Here is a 15,300-nt window from a genome sequence, read left to right as displayed (position 1 = left end):
TGAATATTCGAGTCTATTGAATCTTTATAACCTTCTATTATTCCCAAGTAGCATGTAAGTTAACTCCTGATGCACTGCTACCATATGCAAATATACCAATATACCAAACTCCCGCTGAAGGTGTTGATATATTGCAATTTTCAGTATTATCACTTCCGTTAGAACGGCAAATATTTTGAGTGTAAGTTGGTTTATTCTCTTTTCTCAAATAAAGATCTGCATTACCTGTTCCATCAGATGTTCGCACTGAAAAATAACTCATATCTTCTGGTATATTAACTGCGTAATACTGCCACCGACCAACTAAAATTGAAATGTTATTTTTCATAAGTGATCCACTTGTATTATTCATTGATGTGGTATACTTAGCTTGAAGATTTAAATCACTAAAACGACTGTATGCTTTTAACATTATGAACCAAACGCCAACACTTGGATTATCAACAACACAAGTTTCAGAATTACCATCACTATTGGAACGGCATTTGTAATTTGTAATTGTTGGATTACTAGCATGTTTAATATATAGATCTGCATCGCCCGAGCCACCAAATGTACTAATAGTTAGATTTTTAGCATCGATAGGTACTTCAATTGTATAATACGATAACTTTGCAGTATCTAAAGAGATCCCACTCTTTATTTCATTGTTGCTGAGTTTAGAGTCAGTCGTTTCACTATGAGGCGAATATGATGCTTGTAAAGTCACATTTTTATATGCGTTATACGCATGAAGTAAAATGTACCAATCCCCTTCGCTTGGCTTTGATATTAAACATTGCTCTTGACTGCCTGTACCATAACTGCATTCTGTAGTTTTAATACTGCTTGTTGCAATCATATTTTTAGCTAAATATATATCGACATCACCAGAACTACCAATAGTATTGACTGTAAAATTAGTCGCTCCAATTGGAATGTTGATTTTAAAGTGTTTAGATTCATTTTTACTTGCAGATAAATCTGAGATAACCTGTCCTTTACTCAAAGGGACAACAACTTGTTCAGCCTCCTTTTCAATATAATTTACCTCTATAGAAACGCCGTTATAAGCTTTATAAGCTAGCAATAAAATATACCACGTGTCAGAAGTAGGTTCGGAAATCAAACAGTTTTCTGTATTTGCATTATTATATGAACGGCAATCATATAACTTTTCTGTGGGTGTAACTGCCTTTCGAAGATATAAATCAACATCACCACTACCACCAAATAATTTGACACTTAAATTACGCGCATTTTCAGGTATTGCAATTTTAAATAGTCTAGATTCATTTTTATCGGCAGTTAAGTTGTTTAATAATTGATTGTTTATCAAATTCGTTACAATGGGTTCCACTACTTCGTTATAACTGATCTGTAAACTCACATTCTCATATTTAGTTGTCGCGGATAAAGTAACATACCAACTAGCTTGTTCTGGGGTGGTAATAGTACATTCATCATTATTATTGATATTTTTTGCTTTGCAATTATGGTGCTGTTCTGAGGCTATAGCCCCTTTATTAACAAAGATATCAACATTACCAGTACCACCTGATGTTTTGACTTTAAATGATTTAATATTGGTAGGTAAATCTATTTTGTAATATTTTAATTGTCCTTTTGTTGCGATTAAATTATTTGTAATTTGGTTATTAATTAGCGTAATCACCTCAATAGGCTCAACTGAACCCACACCTGGATTAGTAAACCACGCAGAGCAAAATTTTTGGCCATTCTTTTCTAGCCAGTAATTATTACAATTTGTATCATAATCACTGTTACCAGCATGTACTTTATAACCTGAGAGTGTGACACCATTTAAGCTAAAAGGCGTACCATTTTTTTTCAAGGTAACATGGGCGTGAGGGCCTCCAGACCAACCTCCTTGACATAAAGCTTGTGCTGAATTATTAGCATAATTCGCAATCGCTTGATTACGCTCAACACGATCATGATTTTGATTTCTTATATTATCAACATGATAATAACTCGTTGACCAACCACCGTCATGAATCACTTCTATTGAGCATGATGAATGAATAATAACAGTGCCTGGCGCTGATGCTGAAACCCATAAATGTGAAACATCAGAGCCCCAACCACCACCATTGCTATAATCAATTGCGGCTTCATAACTATGAGTACCACCCACGTGCCAAGACTCGCCAACAGGAAATGGAAACTGCAATAAATCTACGGGTGGTAAGTTTGGCACATCAGTGCTTACAACGTCACTAACAGCCATAATTGGAAATGCATTTTTATATGATGAAAACAATACACTTTTAATTTCTATTATTCTTTTCGCATCTAGCGATTCAGGAGACAAAGATAATAAACTTTGTATTGCAATTTTTGCATGTGCATCGGTTATTTTATTTTGTCGGCTTGTACTTACTGTACTTGAAAATAAAAGAGTATTTAATTTTGTAGTTATGTCTTCTACTTGCTGTGAAAAACCAACTTTATTAGAAAGTAATCCAAAAGGTTTATCAATATATTTTCCAGAATTAAAGCTTGAAATTAGCTGTGTTTTAAATTCAATTAAAGACATTATCAATTGGGGGCTAATTGAAGTGCGGCCAGCATGATGTGAGATTATTTCAGCATACTGATTTAAATGAGGTGCATTTGAATTCAGATAATTTTTAATATTGAAATTCAGCATTTCATCATGGTTATAAATAATATCTCTTTTAGTTAGGGGTGGTATTTCAACTTTTATTAATTCACTGATATTAGCATGCACATTATAAGAAAGTGCGCATGCTAATATCATTAAACTAAGCTTTAAAAATACTGCTTTAAAACTTGTTATTATTGTATTTTTTATATTCATTAATTGTACCTCTTGTATTTTTCACCTCAACTGAAGTTCCAGCCTCTATATTTAAATTAATATAAAATTAACCATTAACTTAATCACAATGACAGTCATTAGCATTAGCTAACTTGTAATGAAAATGTAACCATCTGGTACAAAAGGTATTTAACAAATCTGAACAAATCAAATCATGCACTTTGCAAATTTAAAAGTTGGATACTATTCCTGCAATTCAACAAAAAAATTCAAATTAGTAATTGGAAAATATTCTTAAAATAAATAGTTTTTTATTTTTTATAACAGAATTTAAGAGTTCATAACTAAGCCGCATATTGCACTTTTAACTTTGTCATATAGATTTTAAGCTAGAATCAATGACCCAAATAGCGATCAAATTTATAGTATTTCTACTGTTTTTATTGGCTATAAAGAAAGGCATAAACAATCAAGTTAATCATGGCATTATTAATATAAGAGTATTAAACAAGCCTCATTTTACATTTCAGTATCTTATTCCCATAAAATATTTTAGCCATCATATTCTCCCTTACATTCAAGATTTACATTTAGGATTTATAACCCCACTGGAGCCTCACATTATAAACAAACACTTGACTTTTACACTTATGAGAACAAAAATAACCACATTCGAACGGCGTTCGAATAGAATTCAAATGCCGTTATAATTACTAAAAGAGTAAAATTAATGGCTCCAGCACCTAAATATAGTCCTCAAGAACAAGAAGAAATTATTTTAAATGCAGCAGCAGAATGTATTGCTGAAACTTCACTTTTAGATTTTACAATGTCGTCTATATCAAAAGCGGCTAAGTTATCTATGGGTTCAATTTACAAACATGTGCAATGTAAAGAAGATATTATTTTCGCCTTAGCAACAAGAGTTTTTCACTACCAAAGTAATATTTTCAAACAAATTTTAGCTATGGATCTAACAACGCCAGAAAAAATTGCCGCCATCGCTTTGCTCAACCCAACAAAAATTCAGGTATACCCTTTTGATAGTCAATTAGAGTCATTTGCAGCCAACGATCTTGTGATCAGTCGTGCCTCATCACTTTGGACTGACAAAATGATCAAGGCAAATGAAGAATGTGAAAAAGTATTTAATAAATGCATGCACCAGGCAGCTTACTCTGGAGAATTAACATTAAATGGCAATACTGATCAAATGATTGAGGAAATCAATCTGGGTTGTTGGGCACTACTAATGGGTTACCAATATGTCGGCCGCATTGTTCAAATTCGACATATATCAGACGGGACTGACTCATTAAATGAGCCACTAGCAATTGATGCCCCTGCGATAAGAAGCTTACAAAGACTCATTAATTCATACCAATGGAAAGCACTACTTGATTCAAATGGTATCTCTAAAGTTGCCAATCTATTAATTGAACAAAATTTAAGATAAATACCCTATTCGGAGAAATATATGAAATTATCTCGTTGGTTAACCACCATTTTTATTATTGCAGTTACAGTTGCTGGTTTAGGGTTTGTTAAATTTCAACAAATTCAGGCTGCAATCGCTATGGGTGAATCCTTCCCAGAACCCTCAGCAACAGTTAATAGCATAACCACATCAACAACAGCTTACCAAGTTAGTGAAAAAGCAACTGGCCAGGTTTCTGCAACTCAAGTTGTTCAATTGCAAAACGAACTGTCTGGCATAATCACAACCGTTAACTTTACTGCAGGCCAAAAAGTAAAAAAAGGACAATTACTTTTAGCTTTAAATACAGTTGAAGAAAAAGCACAGCTAGACGCAGCGAATGCTAATTTAGCACTAGCTGGTAATAATTTCGATCGAATGAAAAAACTATTTTCGCAAAACAAAGTCAGCCAACAAGAGTTTGATACTGCAAACGCGCAATTAAAAGTTAATAAAGCAAACGCAGAGAATCTTAAAGCGATTATTAACAAAAAACATATTATCGCACCATTTGATGGTGTTGTTGGCTTAGATACATATCAAGTCGGTCAATTTATAGCAACAAATTCAATTATTACAACATTAATAGGCAGTGAAACCACTATTTGGATTGATTTCCAGTTAGCCCAAACTAAAGCAAAACTCGCAATTAACGATCAAATAATGATTAAAGCAATCAATGATCCCCTTGAAAATTATAAATTAGCAAAAGTCATTGCCAAAAATAGTCAGATCAATAACAAATCAAGACATATGAAGTACAGAGCCGAACTGATCGATGGTCGTCAATGGTACGAGCATAATGAAATAGTCGACATTAAAATTCTAAGCACAAATAAACAACTTATGTTAGTGCCAAATTCAGCTGTGAGTCGTAATCAAAATGGCGACTATCTTTTCACTTTAGAAAAAGACAACAACCAAGCGTATCGCGCGCATCGTGTACAGGTAGAATTAGGCAAACGGTTAAAGGATCAACAAATAATCAAATCTGGTATTGAGGTAGGTAAAAAGATAGCAACAGAAGGTGCATTTAAATTACGTGAAGGCCTATTAGTTTACCCCAAAGAAGAGATAGCCCTTAAATCCAATGTTAGTACTGGAGCATGAAAATGAGTGAGTTTAATGACAATAAACCTTCAGTGATGGATATTTTTGTTCGTCGCCCAGCATTAGCCATTGTTTTATCATTATTAATTGTTCTTGCAGGTCTTTATTCTGCAAATAACATTTCTGTTCAACAATACCCTAAAATTGAAAGTGCCTCTCTCGAAATTACAACAACATACACAGGTGCGTCCGCCGAAGTTGTTAAAGGCTTTGTGACCGAACCAATAGAACGAGTTGCCTCAACTGTGCCTGGTGTTGATTACGTCGATTCAATAACAACCTCAGGTAATAGTAAAGTCACCGCTTGGCTTAATTTAAATCACAATACCAACGATGCGCTCACTCAAATGACAACAAAGTTAGGTCAAATAAAGTTTGAATTACCTGCAGGCGCTGAAGACCCATCAGTGAATGTACGACGTACTGATAGCCCTAATGCACTGTTTTATCTAGATGTGAAAGCCACGGGGAAAAAACGCAGCCAAATCACAGATTATCTTTCTCGTAATGTTACACCAATGTTGAGTGATATATCTGGGGTACAAAAAATAACATTAGAAGGTGGCCGTAATCCTGCTATGCGTATTTGGTTAAATCCCGATAAATTAGCCGTTTTTAACTTAAGTGCAGATCAAGTATTCGCAGCCCTTAGCAACAATAATACAATCGCTACTTTAGGTCATAGTAAAAATAATCAACAACGCGTTGATGTGATGGCAAATACAACATTAAAAACAGTAGAAGACTTTGAGCAACTCGTTATTACTGATATAGAAGGCGCCCAAGTACGTATTTCAGATGTTGCTAAAGTGGAAATTGGAGAAGAAGAAGGTTTTGTTAATGCTAGGCTCGATCATGAAACAACGATATTTTTGGCTGTATGGGCTCTTCCTGGCGCCAACGAAATTACCATAGGTGATGCGCTTTATAAAAAATTAGAGAGTATTAATCAATCCTTACCACAAGGAATGAAAATCAGTATTGGTTATGATGGTACCTTGTATATGCGCGATGCTATCAATGAAATATTCACAACATTAATCGAAACTGTGTTACTTGTTGGTATTGTCGTACTCGCTATGATGGGATCTTTTAGAGCTGCATTAGTGCCACTGATCACTATCCCTATTTCAATATTAGGTGCAATTGCAATCATGTCTCTAATGGGGTTTTCATTAAATTTATTGACTATATTAGCCGTAGTTTTATCCGTAGGTTTAGTAGTTGATGATGCCATCGTTGTTGTTGAAAACGTAGCGCGACATATGCGTGAAGGCAAAGGACGATTTGAATCAGCATTATTAAGTTCAAGACAACTTTTAGTACCTGTGATTGCCATGACTTTAACGCTTGCTGCTGTATATGCTCCTATTGGTTTTTTGTCTGGTTTAACTGGGTTTTTGTTTAGAGAATTTGCATTTACTTTAGCTGTTGCCGTACTAATTTCAGGTGTTGTGGCTATTACATTATCTCCAATAATGAGTGCTTATGTTTCACCTGAGGGCGGAAAAGAAGGCAAATTAACGGTTAAAATAAATTCAGGGTTTGAACATATAAAAAATTATTACCTTCGTATACTAGTTCATATATTTAACTGGCGTGCTCAAGTATTAGTAATGGCAATTATCTTTAGTTTGCTTGTTATTCCATTTTACATGTTTTCACAAAAGGAATTAGCACCGGTAGAAGATCAAAGCAGTATACAGGTAGTAGTTGAAGCCCCTCCTGAGTCTTCTTTAATGTACACTTCTAATAATATGAACCAAGTTGTTGATACATTTAAAACAACTGACGGCAGTAAGTTTGTTTGGCAAATCTTAACAGCTGCAGCAGGATTTGGCGGCGTAGAGCTTGAGCCTTACAATGAAAGAGAAAACAGTGTTCAAGAAAGTCTACCTGAGCTTTACGGCAAACTAGGTAGTATAAGTGAATTAACCTTATTACCTATTTTACCTGCGGCACTTCCTACAGCGGGTCAATTTGACGTTGAAATGGTTGTACGTGCTAACGATGATGTTGAACAAATGCGTAATTATGCTGAACAGATTATTGGTAAAGCATATCAAACAGGTAACTTTATGTTTGTTGATACGGATCTAAAAATTGACTTGCCTCAAACTGAGTTGTTAATTAATAGAGAATTAATAGCTGATTTAGGATTAACGCTTTCAGAGGTTAATAACCAACTTAGCGTTTTAATGTCTAACAATTACGTTAATCAATACAATGACAATGGGAAAGCTTATCGCGTAATACCTGTTGTAGATAAAACAAATAAATACAACCCAGAAAATGTATTAGATATGCAAGTGAAAACACCATTAGGTGATTTAATCAAAGTATCAAGTTTTGCAACAATAAAAGCTGTAACAAGTCCTCGTATTTTGGGTTCGTTTAACCAACAAAAATCATTTAGGATATTTGCTGGTGTCTTACCCCATATTTCTAAAGAACAAGCACTATCTTCTGTTGAAGAAATAGCGGCAGATTTGCTTCCAGCAAGTTATTCGATTGATTATGCAGGTGAATCACGTCAAATTAGAAAAGAAGGTAATACAATGGTAAATGTATTATTAGTGTCTTTGATAATCGTTTACTTTGTTTTAACCATTCAATTTAATAGCTTTAGAGATCCTTTAGTAGTGTTATTAGGCTGTGCCCCATTAGCGTTAAGCGGCGCATTATCAATTGCATTTTTAGGCTTTACTTCAATCAACATATATTCTCAAATCGGTTTGATCACCCTAATAGGACTCATCGCCAAAAATGGTATTCTTATAGTTGAGTTTGCAAATCATATGCAACTACAAGGTTTGAGTAAGTTAGACGCCGTTAAGTCTGCAGCAGCCACGAGATTACGCCCTATATTAATGACTACCGCTGCAACAGTATTAGGGCACTTTCCTTTAGTATTAGTAACTGGAGCAGGTGCTGAAGCACGAAATAGCATAGGTGTTATATTAGTTGCAGGTATGTTAATTGGCACATTTTTCACTCTCATAGTCCTACCTTTACTTTACAATTGGTTAGCGACTGACCACAGAGTAAAACTCAAATCTATCAAAGCAGAGCAAAACAATGCAAAGGAGTTAGCTGCGGCATAATTTCCATCTATTTAAAGTGAGATTAACTAAATCATCACTCACTTAAAACATAACCCTGCCACAGTGCAGGGTTTTTACTATTAGTAACAAAAATGAATCACATATTAATTTTATACTTCATGAAAATTTAAAATATAGAATCAATTCACAGCACTATGCACATGTTAAAAGTGATAAAAAATAATGATATACAGTTAATTGAGGCGCCGAAAAACTATAAAGTTATTTGGATCACAAATGAAGAATCACTTTATAGTAAAGTAAAGTCACTCTCATGGTTAGATGGTATAGTGTCAATTTGGAGCGCATGTGAATTTGACGCTATGCACCAACTTAGAAGCTACTATAAAAATGAAAAGCAATATGCTACACAAAACAATAGTTGATTTTAAATAAACCTCACATAAATGCTATTGTGCGGTATTGTTAATTTTTGCACTTCTATATCACTTAACAATTGCTCAATTATTTACAAAAACTGGTCAAACACCAAATCATAAAATGACCTAAAGATCGATTTTAAATCGATCTGTTAAAGCCTATTTTACGTATCTATGGTCAAATAACCAGTACACAGTGAATACCATTATCAAATTTAAATCTTTTAACCAAAATGACCTTCATAATATGGACAGTCGTGATCGCGCACTTTTTATCAATAGTCTCTCAGGATTTAAAAGTGCTAATTTAATCGGCAGTCAAAATAGTAAAGGACAAACTAACTTAGCAATGTTTAGTTCTGTTGTGCATCTTGGAGCCTCACCCGCATTAGTTGCTTTTATTATGCGACCTGACAACGGTAAAAGGCATACGCTAGATAACATAAAACAAACAAAGGAATATACAATTAATCAAGTCAGTGAAGCTTTTTATGACAAAGCGCATCAAACATCTGCGGCCTACTCACAAAATCAAAGTGAATTTGAATCATGTGGATTAACAACCGAATTTATCGATACGATTAATGCGCCTTTTGTGGGTCAAAGCCGTTTAAAGTATGCCGTTTCATTAAAGCAAATTATTCCAATTGAGCTTAACAGTACTTTGATGATCATTGGCGAAATCACACATATCATTTGCGACCAACAAGCGATTCAAAGTGACGGGTTTATTGATATTGAATCAATAAACACTGTGGCAGTATCTTCCCTTGATAGCTACCATAAAACAAAGAAAATTAATCGATTACACTATGCAAAGCCTGACAAGCCCGTGCAACCGCTAGTAAATATAATTCACGAGATAAAGGACTGATAAAATGCGTGTATGGCAATTACTTGGTTATTTAGGTTTATTACCTTTTATTGGGTTGATTTTAATGTCTCTGACCAATGTAAGTTTAAATTCAATTACACCAGAGCAAGGATTTATTTTTTATAGTGTCTGTATATTAAGCTTTTTGTCAGGCACATTATGGCGCAAAGATAGACTTGTTAAAAATAATACAACATTAGTTTTAAGTAATTTATTTTGCTTGTACAGTTTTGCTTGTTTATTTTTTTCTTCCAAAATTGCTTTGAGTTTATTAGTTTTTGGCTACATCGGATTATTAGCTGTGGAGTATTATTTGAGCAGAAAAAATTCAAATACCCTTAATCTTAGCTATTTTCAAATGCGGGCGATTTTAACCTTAACGGTATGCGCACTTCATGGCTGGGCATTTATTTTATGATTATGAAGCATTGCTTCATAACACTCCCAATTAATAACTTATAAATACATTAACGTCTGTTTCACTTCGAGTCATCCTATTAAGCTTACCCAATAACTTTTACATTTAATAATTCTATTTTTTAGAACATTAATATCAGTTTAATCAAATTTATTAATCTCTCGGGTAATTCTATTATACATCCATCGAAAGCAAACATGCTTTTAAACAAAACGAAATACACAAATTTCAAATTAAAATTAAGAGGAATTACTCATGGCTCAAATAGGCAAAACTATCCCAGAATTTAAAGCACAAGCATTTCACAATGGCGAGTTTGTTGAAGTAACAACTGATAGCGTGAAAGGTAAATGGTCAATCTTTTTATTCTACCCAGCTGATTTCACATTTGTATGTCCAACTGAATTAGAAGACATGGCAAACCAATATAAAGAATTACAAGAATTAGGTGTTGAAGTTTACTCGGTATCAACAGATACACATTTTTCACACAAAGCATGGCACGACTCGTCAGATGCCATAGGTAAAATTAAATTCCCTATGATTGGCGACCAAACAGGGCATATTACTCGCGGTTTTGATGTGATGATTGAAGAAGACCATATGGCACATCGCGGTACATTTTTAGCAGACCCTGATGGCGTTATTCAAGTAGCACATATCCATGCCGGTGGCATTGGTCGAAGTGCAAAAGACATGGTTCGTAACGTAAAAGCAGCACAATATGTGCGTGATAACGATGGTGAAGTATGTCCTGCTGCATGGGAGCAAGGCGAGGCAACATTAACACCTAGTTTAGATTTAGTTGGCAAAATCTAACAATAGCTAAATAACACCTAAATAAAATGGCGGAACACATTAACACTTCCGCTTTTATTTCTCATTCAAATTCACCAGTTAAATTCACCAGTTAAATTCACTCAATTTTAAAATAAAAGCCTGTGAATTCAGTTATAAGGTTGCCCCTATGTTAAGTAACGATATTTTAAAAGCATTAAAAAATTACACCCAAAATATGACTAACAAGGTGTCACTAGTTTTACAAACTGGTGAACACAGTAAACGACAAGAATTAAAAGAATTCTTGTCACAAATAACATCTGTATCAGATAATTTAGAATTAGTAGAACGTAACGATTATTTACGTAGCCCAATCACCTTTTATTTAGAAGTTGAAGGTAAAAATAACGGCATTCATTTTTCAGGTATACCCAGCGGACACGAATTTAATTCACTGATTTTAGCCATTTTGCAATCATCTGGCACTGAGCTAAAGCTAGATAAAACCTTAACAAATATGGTTGAAAATATTTCCGATAAGCTGCACTTTGAAGTGTTTATATCATTAAGCTGCCATAACTGTCCTGATGTTGTGCAATCACTCAATCAGTTTGCTTTATTAAATGATTCAATTAGTAGTGAAATGATAGACGGCGGGTTATTTAAAGACTTAATAGATGAACGTAATATTCAAGGTGTACCTAGCGTTTATTTAAACGGTGAGTTATTTGCAAACGGCAAAATAGATACCGCTCAGTTAATTGATAAACTGATCAAACGCTTTCCAAATATAGTAGAAAATAAAAAAACAGAACAATTACCACTGCAAGATGTTACGGTGATAGGCGCAGGCCCAGCTGGTGTTGCGGCTGCAATTTATGCCGCACGTAAAGGCCTAAATGTCACTATGATCGCCGATCGTATTGGTGGCCAAGTAAAAGATACCGTGGGCATTGAAAACCTGATCTCAGTACCAAAAACCACAGGCTCTGAACTCACAGGTAATATGCAAGCACATTTAAGCGATTACGATATCACTATTAAAGAGTTTTTACGTGTTGATAAAATTGAAAAAGATGCCTCAAATACAAAATCACCTAAAAAACTTCACCTTTCAAGTGGTGAAATAATAGAAAGCAAAACAGTGATTATAGCCACAGGTGCAAAATGGCGTGAGCTCGGCGTTCCAGGCGAAAAAGAAAATATTGGTTCTGGGGTCGCTTTTTGCCCTCATTGTGATGGTCCATTTTTTAAAGGTAAAGATGTCGCAGTTGTTGGTGGTGGTAACTCAGGAATAGAAGCTGCGCTTGACTTAGCGGGTATGGTAAATCACGTAACCGTATTTGAATTTTTACCTGAGTTAAAAGCTGATCAAGTACTGGTAGATAAAGCCATGAAACATGACAAAATCACCATTATAAAAAATGCAGCTGTAAAAGAAGTAATAGCAGTAAACGGTAAAGTTGCAGCCCTTGATTATCAAGATAGAGAAACCGGTGAGCTTAAACGACAAGAGCTAGCTGGTATATTTGTTCAAATAGGTTTAATACCAAATAGTGAATTTTTAAATGGGGTTGTTGAGCGCACGCAACATGGCGAAGTGATTATTGACGAGAAGTGTCACACTACAGAGCCGGGTATATTTGCCGCAGGCGATGTTTCAACTGTACCCTATAAACAAATTGTAATTGCAATGGGTGAAGGCGCCAAAGCATCACTTTCAGCATTTGATTATATTATTAGAGAGAGCTAAATCTTAAAATACATCAAAGCTAATGAGTTTTCATTAGCTTTGATTGATCATATAGCTATTTGGATTAAGGTTACTACGACATGCCAATTAGCCAAGGCATACCAGCGCCTAAACTGACAGAAAATACCCCGAGTATAAATTTTAAATGGTTCATTGAACTACATTTTGAGTACATATAAACACCTGTAAAAAATGCAAGTACAGACCAGGTAACTGAAGCCATAAAATATATGTAGATAATATCTTGATTTACTGGATCGGTATAACCAGATCCTGTCATAAAATTTAAAATAAATGTTAAAAGTAAGCCTAAAACAGGCAAGCAACTTAACATTATTATTCTTTTATAAATCAGACAATTAACCATAGTTCATCTTTTTTATAGTAGCATCATATCCATTTTATTTATGAAGCAGTGTTACACCGTTTTACTGCCTTTGTAAAACAGTACCATAAAGCGACTAATTGCACTTAAAACTGCTGTATTCAACGGATACAATGGTTTTAAACCCACCAAATATCATTCTCTTACCATCAAATGGCATTTTATTAATATCCCAATCTTTTAATCTAGGATCTGTCATTGCAGCTTTATTTCCTGCATCGCGAGCTTCTTTTGATGGTCATACAATCCATGAAAAAACAACCACCTCTTCTGACTCACATTTAACTGCCATAGGAAGAGATGTTAATGTACCATCAGGCACATCGTCAGCCCAGTTTTCTGCCACTGACAGAGCACCATGATCCTTAAATACAGCAGCCGATACCTCAGCAAGCTTTATATAATCGGACTTATCTTTCTTAGCAACAGCAAGTACGTATCCATCAATATAAGACATAGATTTAATCTCCATATTTTAGTATTTGGTGAAAGCCCGATCATCATTAAAATGAACAGAGCCTTTTAATAATAATTCTAATCAGGTTTGAATTTTTTACTTTTCTTAAATAAAACAACTGTAAACCTCTGTTATTCTTAATTATACAAGGTGAGTACCCAGTTTTTAAAGACAGTTATTAGCACTTTGCTACCATCACCAGCCCTCTAGATAATTTGTAACAACAAAAATGCGCTACCAATTATATTTTCATTATATGATAGCACCCTGTAATAAAGTTTAAGATTAACTGCTTCTTAGGGAAAATAATGCAAAATAAAAAAGTCGCTATTATCACAGGTGGTAGTAGAGGCATAGGTGCAGCAACAGCTAAATTGTTTGCAAAAAAGGATATGCAATTTGTATTAATTACAAAACTCAGTCAGCACCAGGACAAAAACTTGTTAAAGAACTCTCAGAAAAAGGCATACATTGCATTGCTATACAAGCTGATGTTTCTATTGAAGAAGATGTAAATCATTTATTTTAAACAGTAGATGAAAAATGTTCTGCGCAACTAAATCAGGACACTTTTCTTAAATAATTTTTATAACTAATTTCATATTCAATTGGCGACATGTCCTTGTTTGCCGTATGAAGCCTTTTTACATTGTAATATCGCATATATTCAATCACATCACTTTTCATGTGCCCTCTTGTTAGTTGGGGAGTTTTAAATAACCAATCATGTTTTAAGCTTCCAAAAAAACGTTCAACTACAGCATTATCCCAACAGGCACCAACATCCCCCATACTAGCTCGAACACTATAACTTGTTAGCAAATTACGATAACTTTTACTGGTATATTGTGAACCTCTGTCACTGTGGAATACCAGGCCTTTGTGCGGTTGCCGTAGGTTATACGCTTTAATCATAGCCTTGCTTACCAAGCAAGGTAGTCATGCGCTACCTATATGACAACCAACAATGCGACGAGAATACAAATCCATTACAATGGCTAGATACATCCAACCTTCACCAGTTTTTAGATAGGTAATGTCACCTGCCCACACTTGATTTGATGCCATAGGGTTGAAGTTTTGGTTAAGTAAATTATCTGCAACAGCATCACTATGCTTACGCTTGGTTGTTACTTTATAAGCAATACGCTTCGTTACAACCAAATTAAGCTGAGTTATTAGTTTTTGACGCCATATTAGCTAATTTGAAAGCCCTCCTTGCATAATCGCTTTCGTAACTCTCTATAACCTAAGCTGTTACGACTCTCTCTAAAGATAGCCTTAGCGCTTCGGTATAAATGTAATTGCTCTGCCGTAATTATTTTTGCTGGACGATTGAGCCAAGCATAATAAGCTGAACGGCTGATCTTCATCATTTTACAAAGTTTCGATACGGGAAACATCGAAGAAAGCTGCTTTATGGTTTGAAATGTTACTTTACTTAGAAGAAGGGCACTGGCTTTTTTTAGGATCTCTTTTTCCATCCTTAGCTCTTTGACTTCTTGACGAAGTTTTAATAAATCAGTTTTTTCATCAACATTTAAGCTAACTCCTGATTGTTCTACTTCAAACTTAGCTTTCCAGTTATAAAGTAGCTTATCAGTTATTCCTAATGATTCTGGGGCTTTAGATACGCTATAGCCTTGCTCAGTGACTAGTGCGACAGCTTCTTTTTGAATTTCAACTGTATGGCTTGTAATTTTTCTTTTTGTCATTTTACACCTCAATAATTGGATTATATTCCATTATTAAAGCATCCGGTTTAATTAAAGCAGAA

At 34.6% G+C, this 15,300-nt stretch carries 11 protein-coding genes and 2 pseudogenes; 9 read left to right on the top strand and 4 right to left on the bottom strand.

Annotated elements, in window-relative coordinates; translation table 11 throughout:
• Positions 1-37: 37 nt before the first annotated feature.
• Positions 38-2,824, bottom strand: coding sequence for a pre-peptidase C-terminal domain-containing protein (locus PSA_RS21035; protein ID WP_052379862.1), 2,787 nt, complete (start codon positions 2,822-2,824; stop codon positions 38-40).
• Between the two features lie 691 nt (positions 2,825-3,515).
• Between PSA_RS21035 and PSA_RS21025 the strand changes: the two genes are divergently transcribed.
• From PSA_RS21025 to ahpF, 8 genes are all read left to right on the top strand, one after another.
• Positions 3,516-4,241, top strand: a complete 726-nt coding sequence (locus PSA_RS21025) for a TetR/AcrR family transcriptional regulator (protein WP_042143531.1) — start codon at positions 3,516-3,518, stop codon at positions 4,239-4,241.
• Between the two features lie 21 nt (positions 4,242-4,262).
• Positions 4,263-5,372, top strand: a complete 1,110-nt coding sequence (locus PSA_RS21020; protein WP_042143533.1) for an efflux RND transporter periplasmic adaptor subunit — start codon at positions 4,263-4,265, stop codon at positions 5,370-5,372.
• A 2-nt stretch (positions 5,373-5,374) separates the two neighbouring features.
• A complete protein-coding gene (locus PSA_RS21015) occupies positions 5,375-8,476 on the top strand; it encodes an efflux RND transporter permease subunit (protein WP_042143535.1) in 3,102 nt (1,033 codons plus the stop codon).
• Positions 8,477-8,637: 161 nt separating this feature from the next.
• Positions 8,638-8,862 (top strand): SIP domain-containing protein, encoded by a 225-nt coding sequence (locus PSA_RS21010; protein WP_042143538.1) that lies wholly within the window; start codon positions 8,638-8,640, stop codon positions 8,860-8,862.
• 241 nt (positions 8,863-9,103) lie between these two features.
• Complete coding sequence (locus PSA_RS21005; RefSeq protein WP_042143594.1) at positions 9,104-9,730, top strand: flavin reductase family protein; 627 nt, start codon at positions 9,104-9,106, stop codon at positions 9,728-9,730.
• 4 nt (positions 9,731-9,734) lie between these two features.
• Positions 9,735-10,148, top strand: a complete 414-nt coding sequence (locus PSA_RS21000) for a DUF3429 domain-containing protein (RefSeq protein ID WP_042143540.1) — start codon at positions 9,735-9,737, stop codon at positions 10,146-10,148.
• A gap of 255 nt (positions 10,149-10,403) precedes the next feature.
• A complete protein-coding gene (ahpC, locus tag PSA_RS20995; protein WP_042143543.1) occupies positions 10,404-10,967 on the top strand; it encodes an alkyl hydroperoxide reductase subunit C in 564 nt (187 codons plus the stop codon).
• A 148-nt stretch (positions 10,968-11,115) separates the two neighbouring features.
• Positions 11,116-12,681, top strand: coding sequence for an alkyl hydroperoxide reductase subunit F (gene ahpF / locus PSA_RS20990; RefSeq protein ID WP_042143546.1), 1,566 nt, complete (start codon positions 11,116-11,118; stop codon positions 12,679-12,681).
• 73 nt (positions 12,682-12,754) lie between these two features.
• On the opposite strand, the gene PSA_RS20985 is transcribed toward ahpF, so the two are convergent.
• Both PSA_RS20985 and PSA_RS20980 read right to left on the bottom strand, forming a co-directional pair.
• Positions 12,755-13,015 carry a hypothetical protein gene (locus PSA_RS20985; RefSeq protein ID WP_042143550.1) on the bottom strand — a complete coding sequence of 87 codons (261 nt, stop codon included), beginning with the start codon at positions 13,013-13,015 and terminating at the stop codon, positions 12,755-12,757.
• A 127-nt stretch (positions 13,016-13,142) separates the two neighbouring features.
• Positions 13,143-13,523 (bottom strand): annotated as a pseudogene (locus PSA_RS20980) (DUF1428 domain-containing protein).
• A 308-nt stretch (positions 13,524-13,831) separates the two neighbouring features.
• On the opposite strand from PSA_RS20980, the gene PSA_RS20975 reads away from it, so the two are divergent.
• Positions 13,832-14,038, top strand: coding sequence for an SDR family NAD(P)-dependent oxidoreductase (locus PSA_RS20975; protein ID WP_042143551.1), 207 nt, complete (start codon positions 13,832-13,834; stop codon positions 14,036-14,038).
• A 46-nt stretch (positions 14,039-14,084) separates the two neighbouring features.
• Here PSA_RS20975 and PSA_RS20970 read toward each other — a convergent pair.
• A pseudogene (locus tag PSA_RS20970) lies at positions 14,085-15,238 on the bottom strand (IS3 family transposase).
• Between the last annotated feature and the right edge of the window lie 62 nt (positions 15,239-15,300).

Source organism: Pseudoalteromonas sp. '520P1 No. 423', assembly GCF_001269985.1.
Taxonomy (GTDB): domain Bacteria; phylum Pseudomonadota; class Gammaproteobacteria; order Enterobacterales; family Alteromonadaceae; genus Pseudoalteromonas.
Note: the sequence above shows the minus strand (reverse complement) of the source record. Positions and strands in the feature narration are given on the sequence as shown.

Excerpts from the sequence above, each read along its gene's own strand:
- PSA_RS21035 (WP_052379862.1), bottom strand. The coding sequence starts at position 2,824 with ATGAATATAAAAAATACAATAATAACAAGTTTTAAAGCAGTATTTTTA.
- PSA_RS21025 (WP_042143531.1), top strand. The coding sequence starts at position 3,516 with ATGGCTCCAGCACCTAAATATAGTCCTCAAGAACAAGAAGAAATTATT.
- PSA_RS21020 (WP_042143533.1), top strand. The coding sequence starts at position 4,263 with ATGAAATTATCTCGTTGGTTAACCACCATTTTTATTATTGCAGTTACA.
- PSA_RS21015 (WP_042143535.1), top strand. The coding sequence starts at position 5,375 with ATGAGTGAGTTTAATGACAATAAACCTTCAGTGATGGATATTTTTGTT.
- PSA_RS21010 (WP_042143538.1), top strand. The coding sequence starts at position 8,638 with ATGTTAAAAGTGATAAAAAATAATGATATACAGTTAATTGAGGCGCCG.
- PSA_RS21005 (WP_042143594.1), top strand. The coding sequence starts at position 9,104 with ATGGACAGTCGTGATCGCGCACTTTTTATCAATAGTCTCTCAGGATTT.
- PSA_RS21000 (WP_042143540.1), top strand. The coding sequence starts at position 9,735 with ATGCGTGTATGGCAATTACTTGGTTATTTAGGTTTATTACCTTTTATT.
- ahpC (WP_042143543.1), top strand. The coding sequence starts at position 10,404 with ATGGCTCAAATAGGCAAAACTATCCCAGAATTTAAAGCACAAGCATTT.
- ahpF (WP_042143546.1), top strand. The coding sequence starts at position 11,116 with ATGTTAAGTAACGATATTTTAAAAGCATTAAAAAATTACACCCAAAAT.
- PSA_RS20985 (WP_042143550.1), bottom strand. The coding sequence starts at position 13,015 with ATGTTAAGTTGCTTGCCTGTTTTAGGCTTACTTTTAACATTTATTTTA.
- PSA_RS20975 (WP_042143551.1), top strand. The coding sequence starts at position 13,832 with ATGCAAAATAAAAAAGTCGCTATTATCACAGGTGGTAGTAGAGGCATA.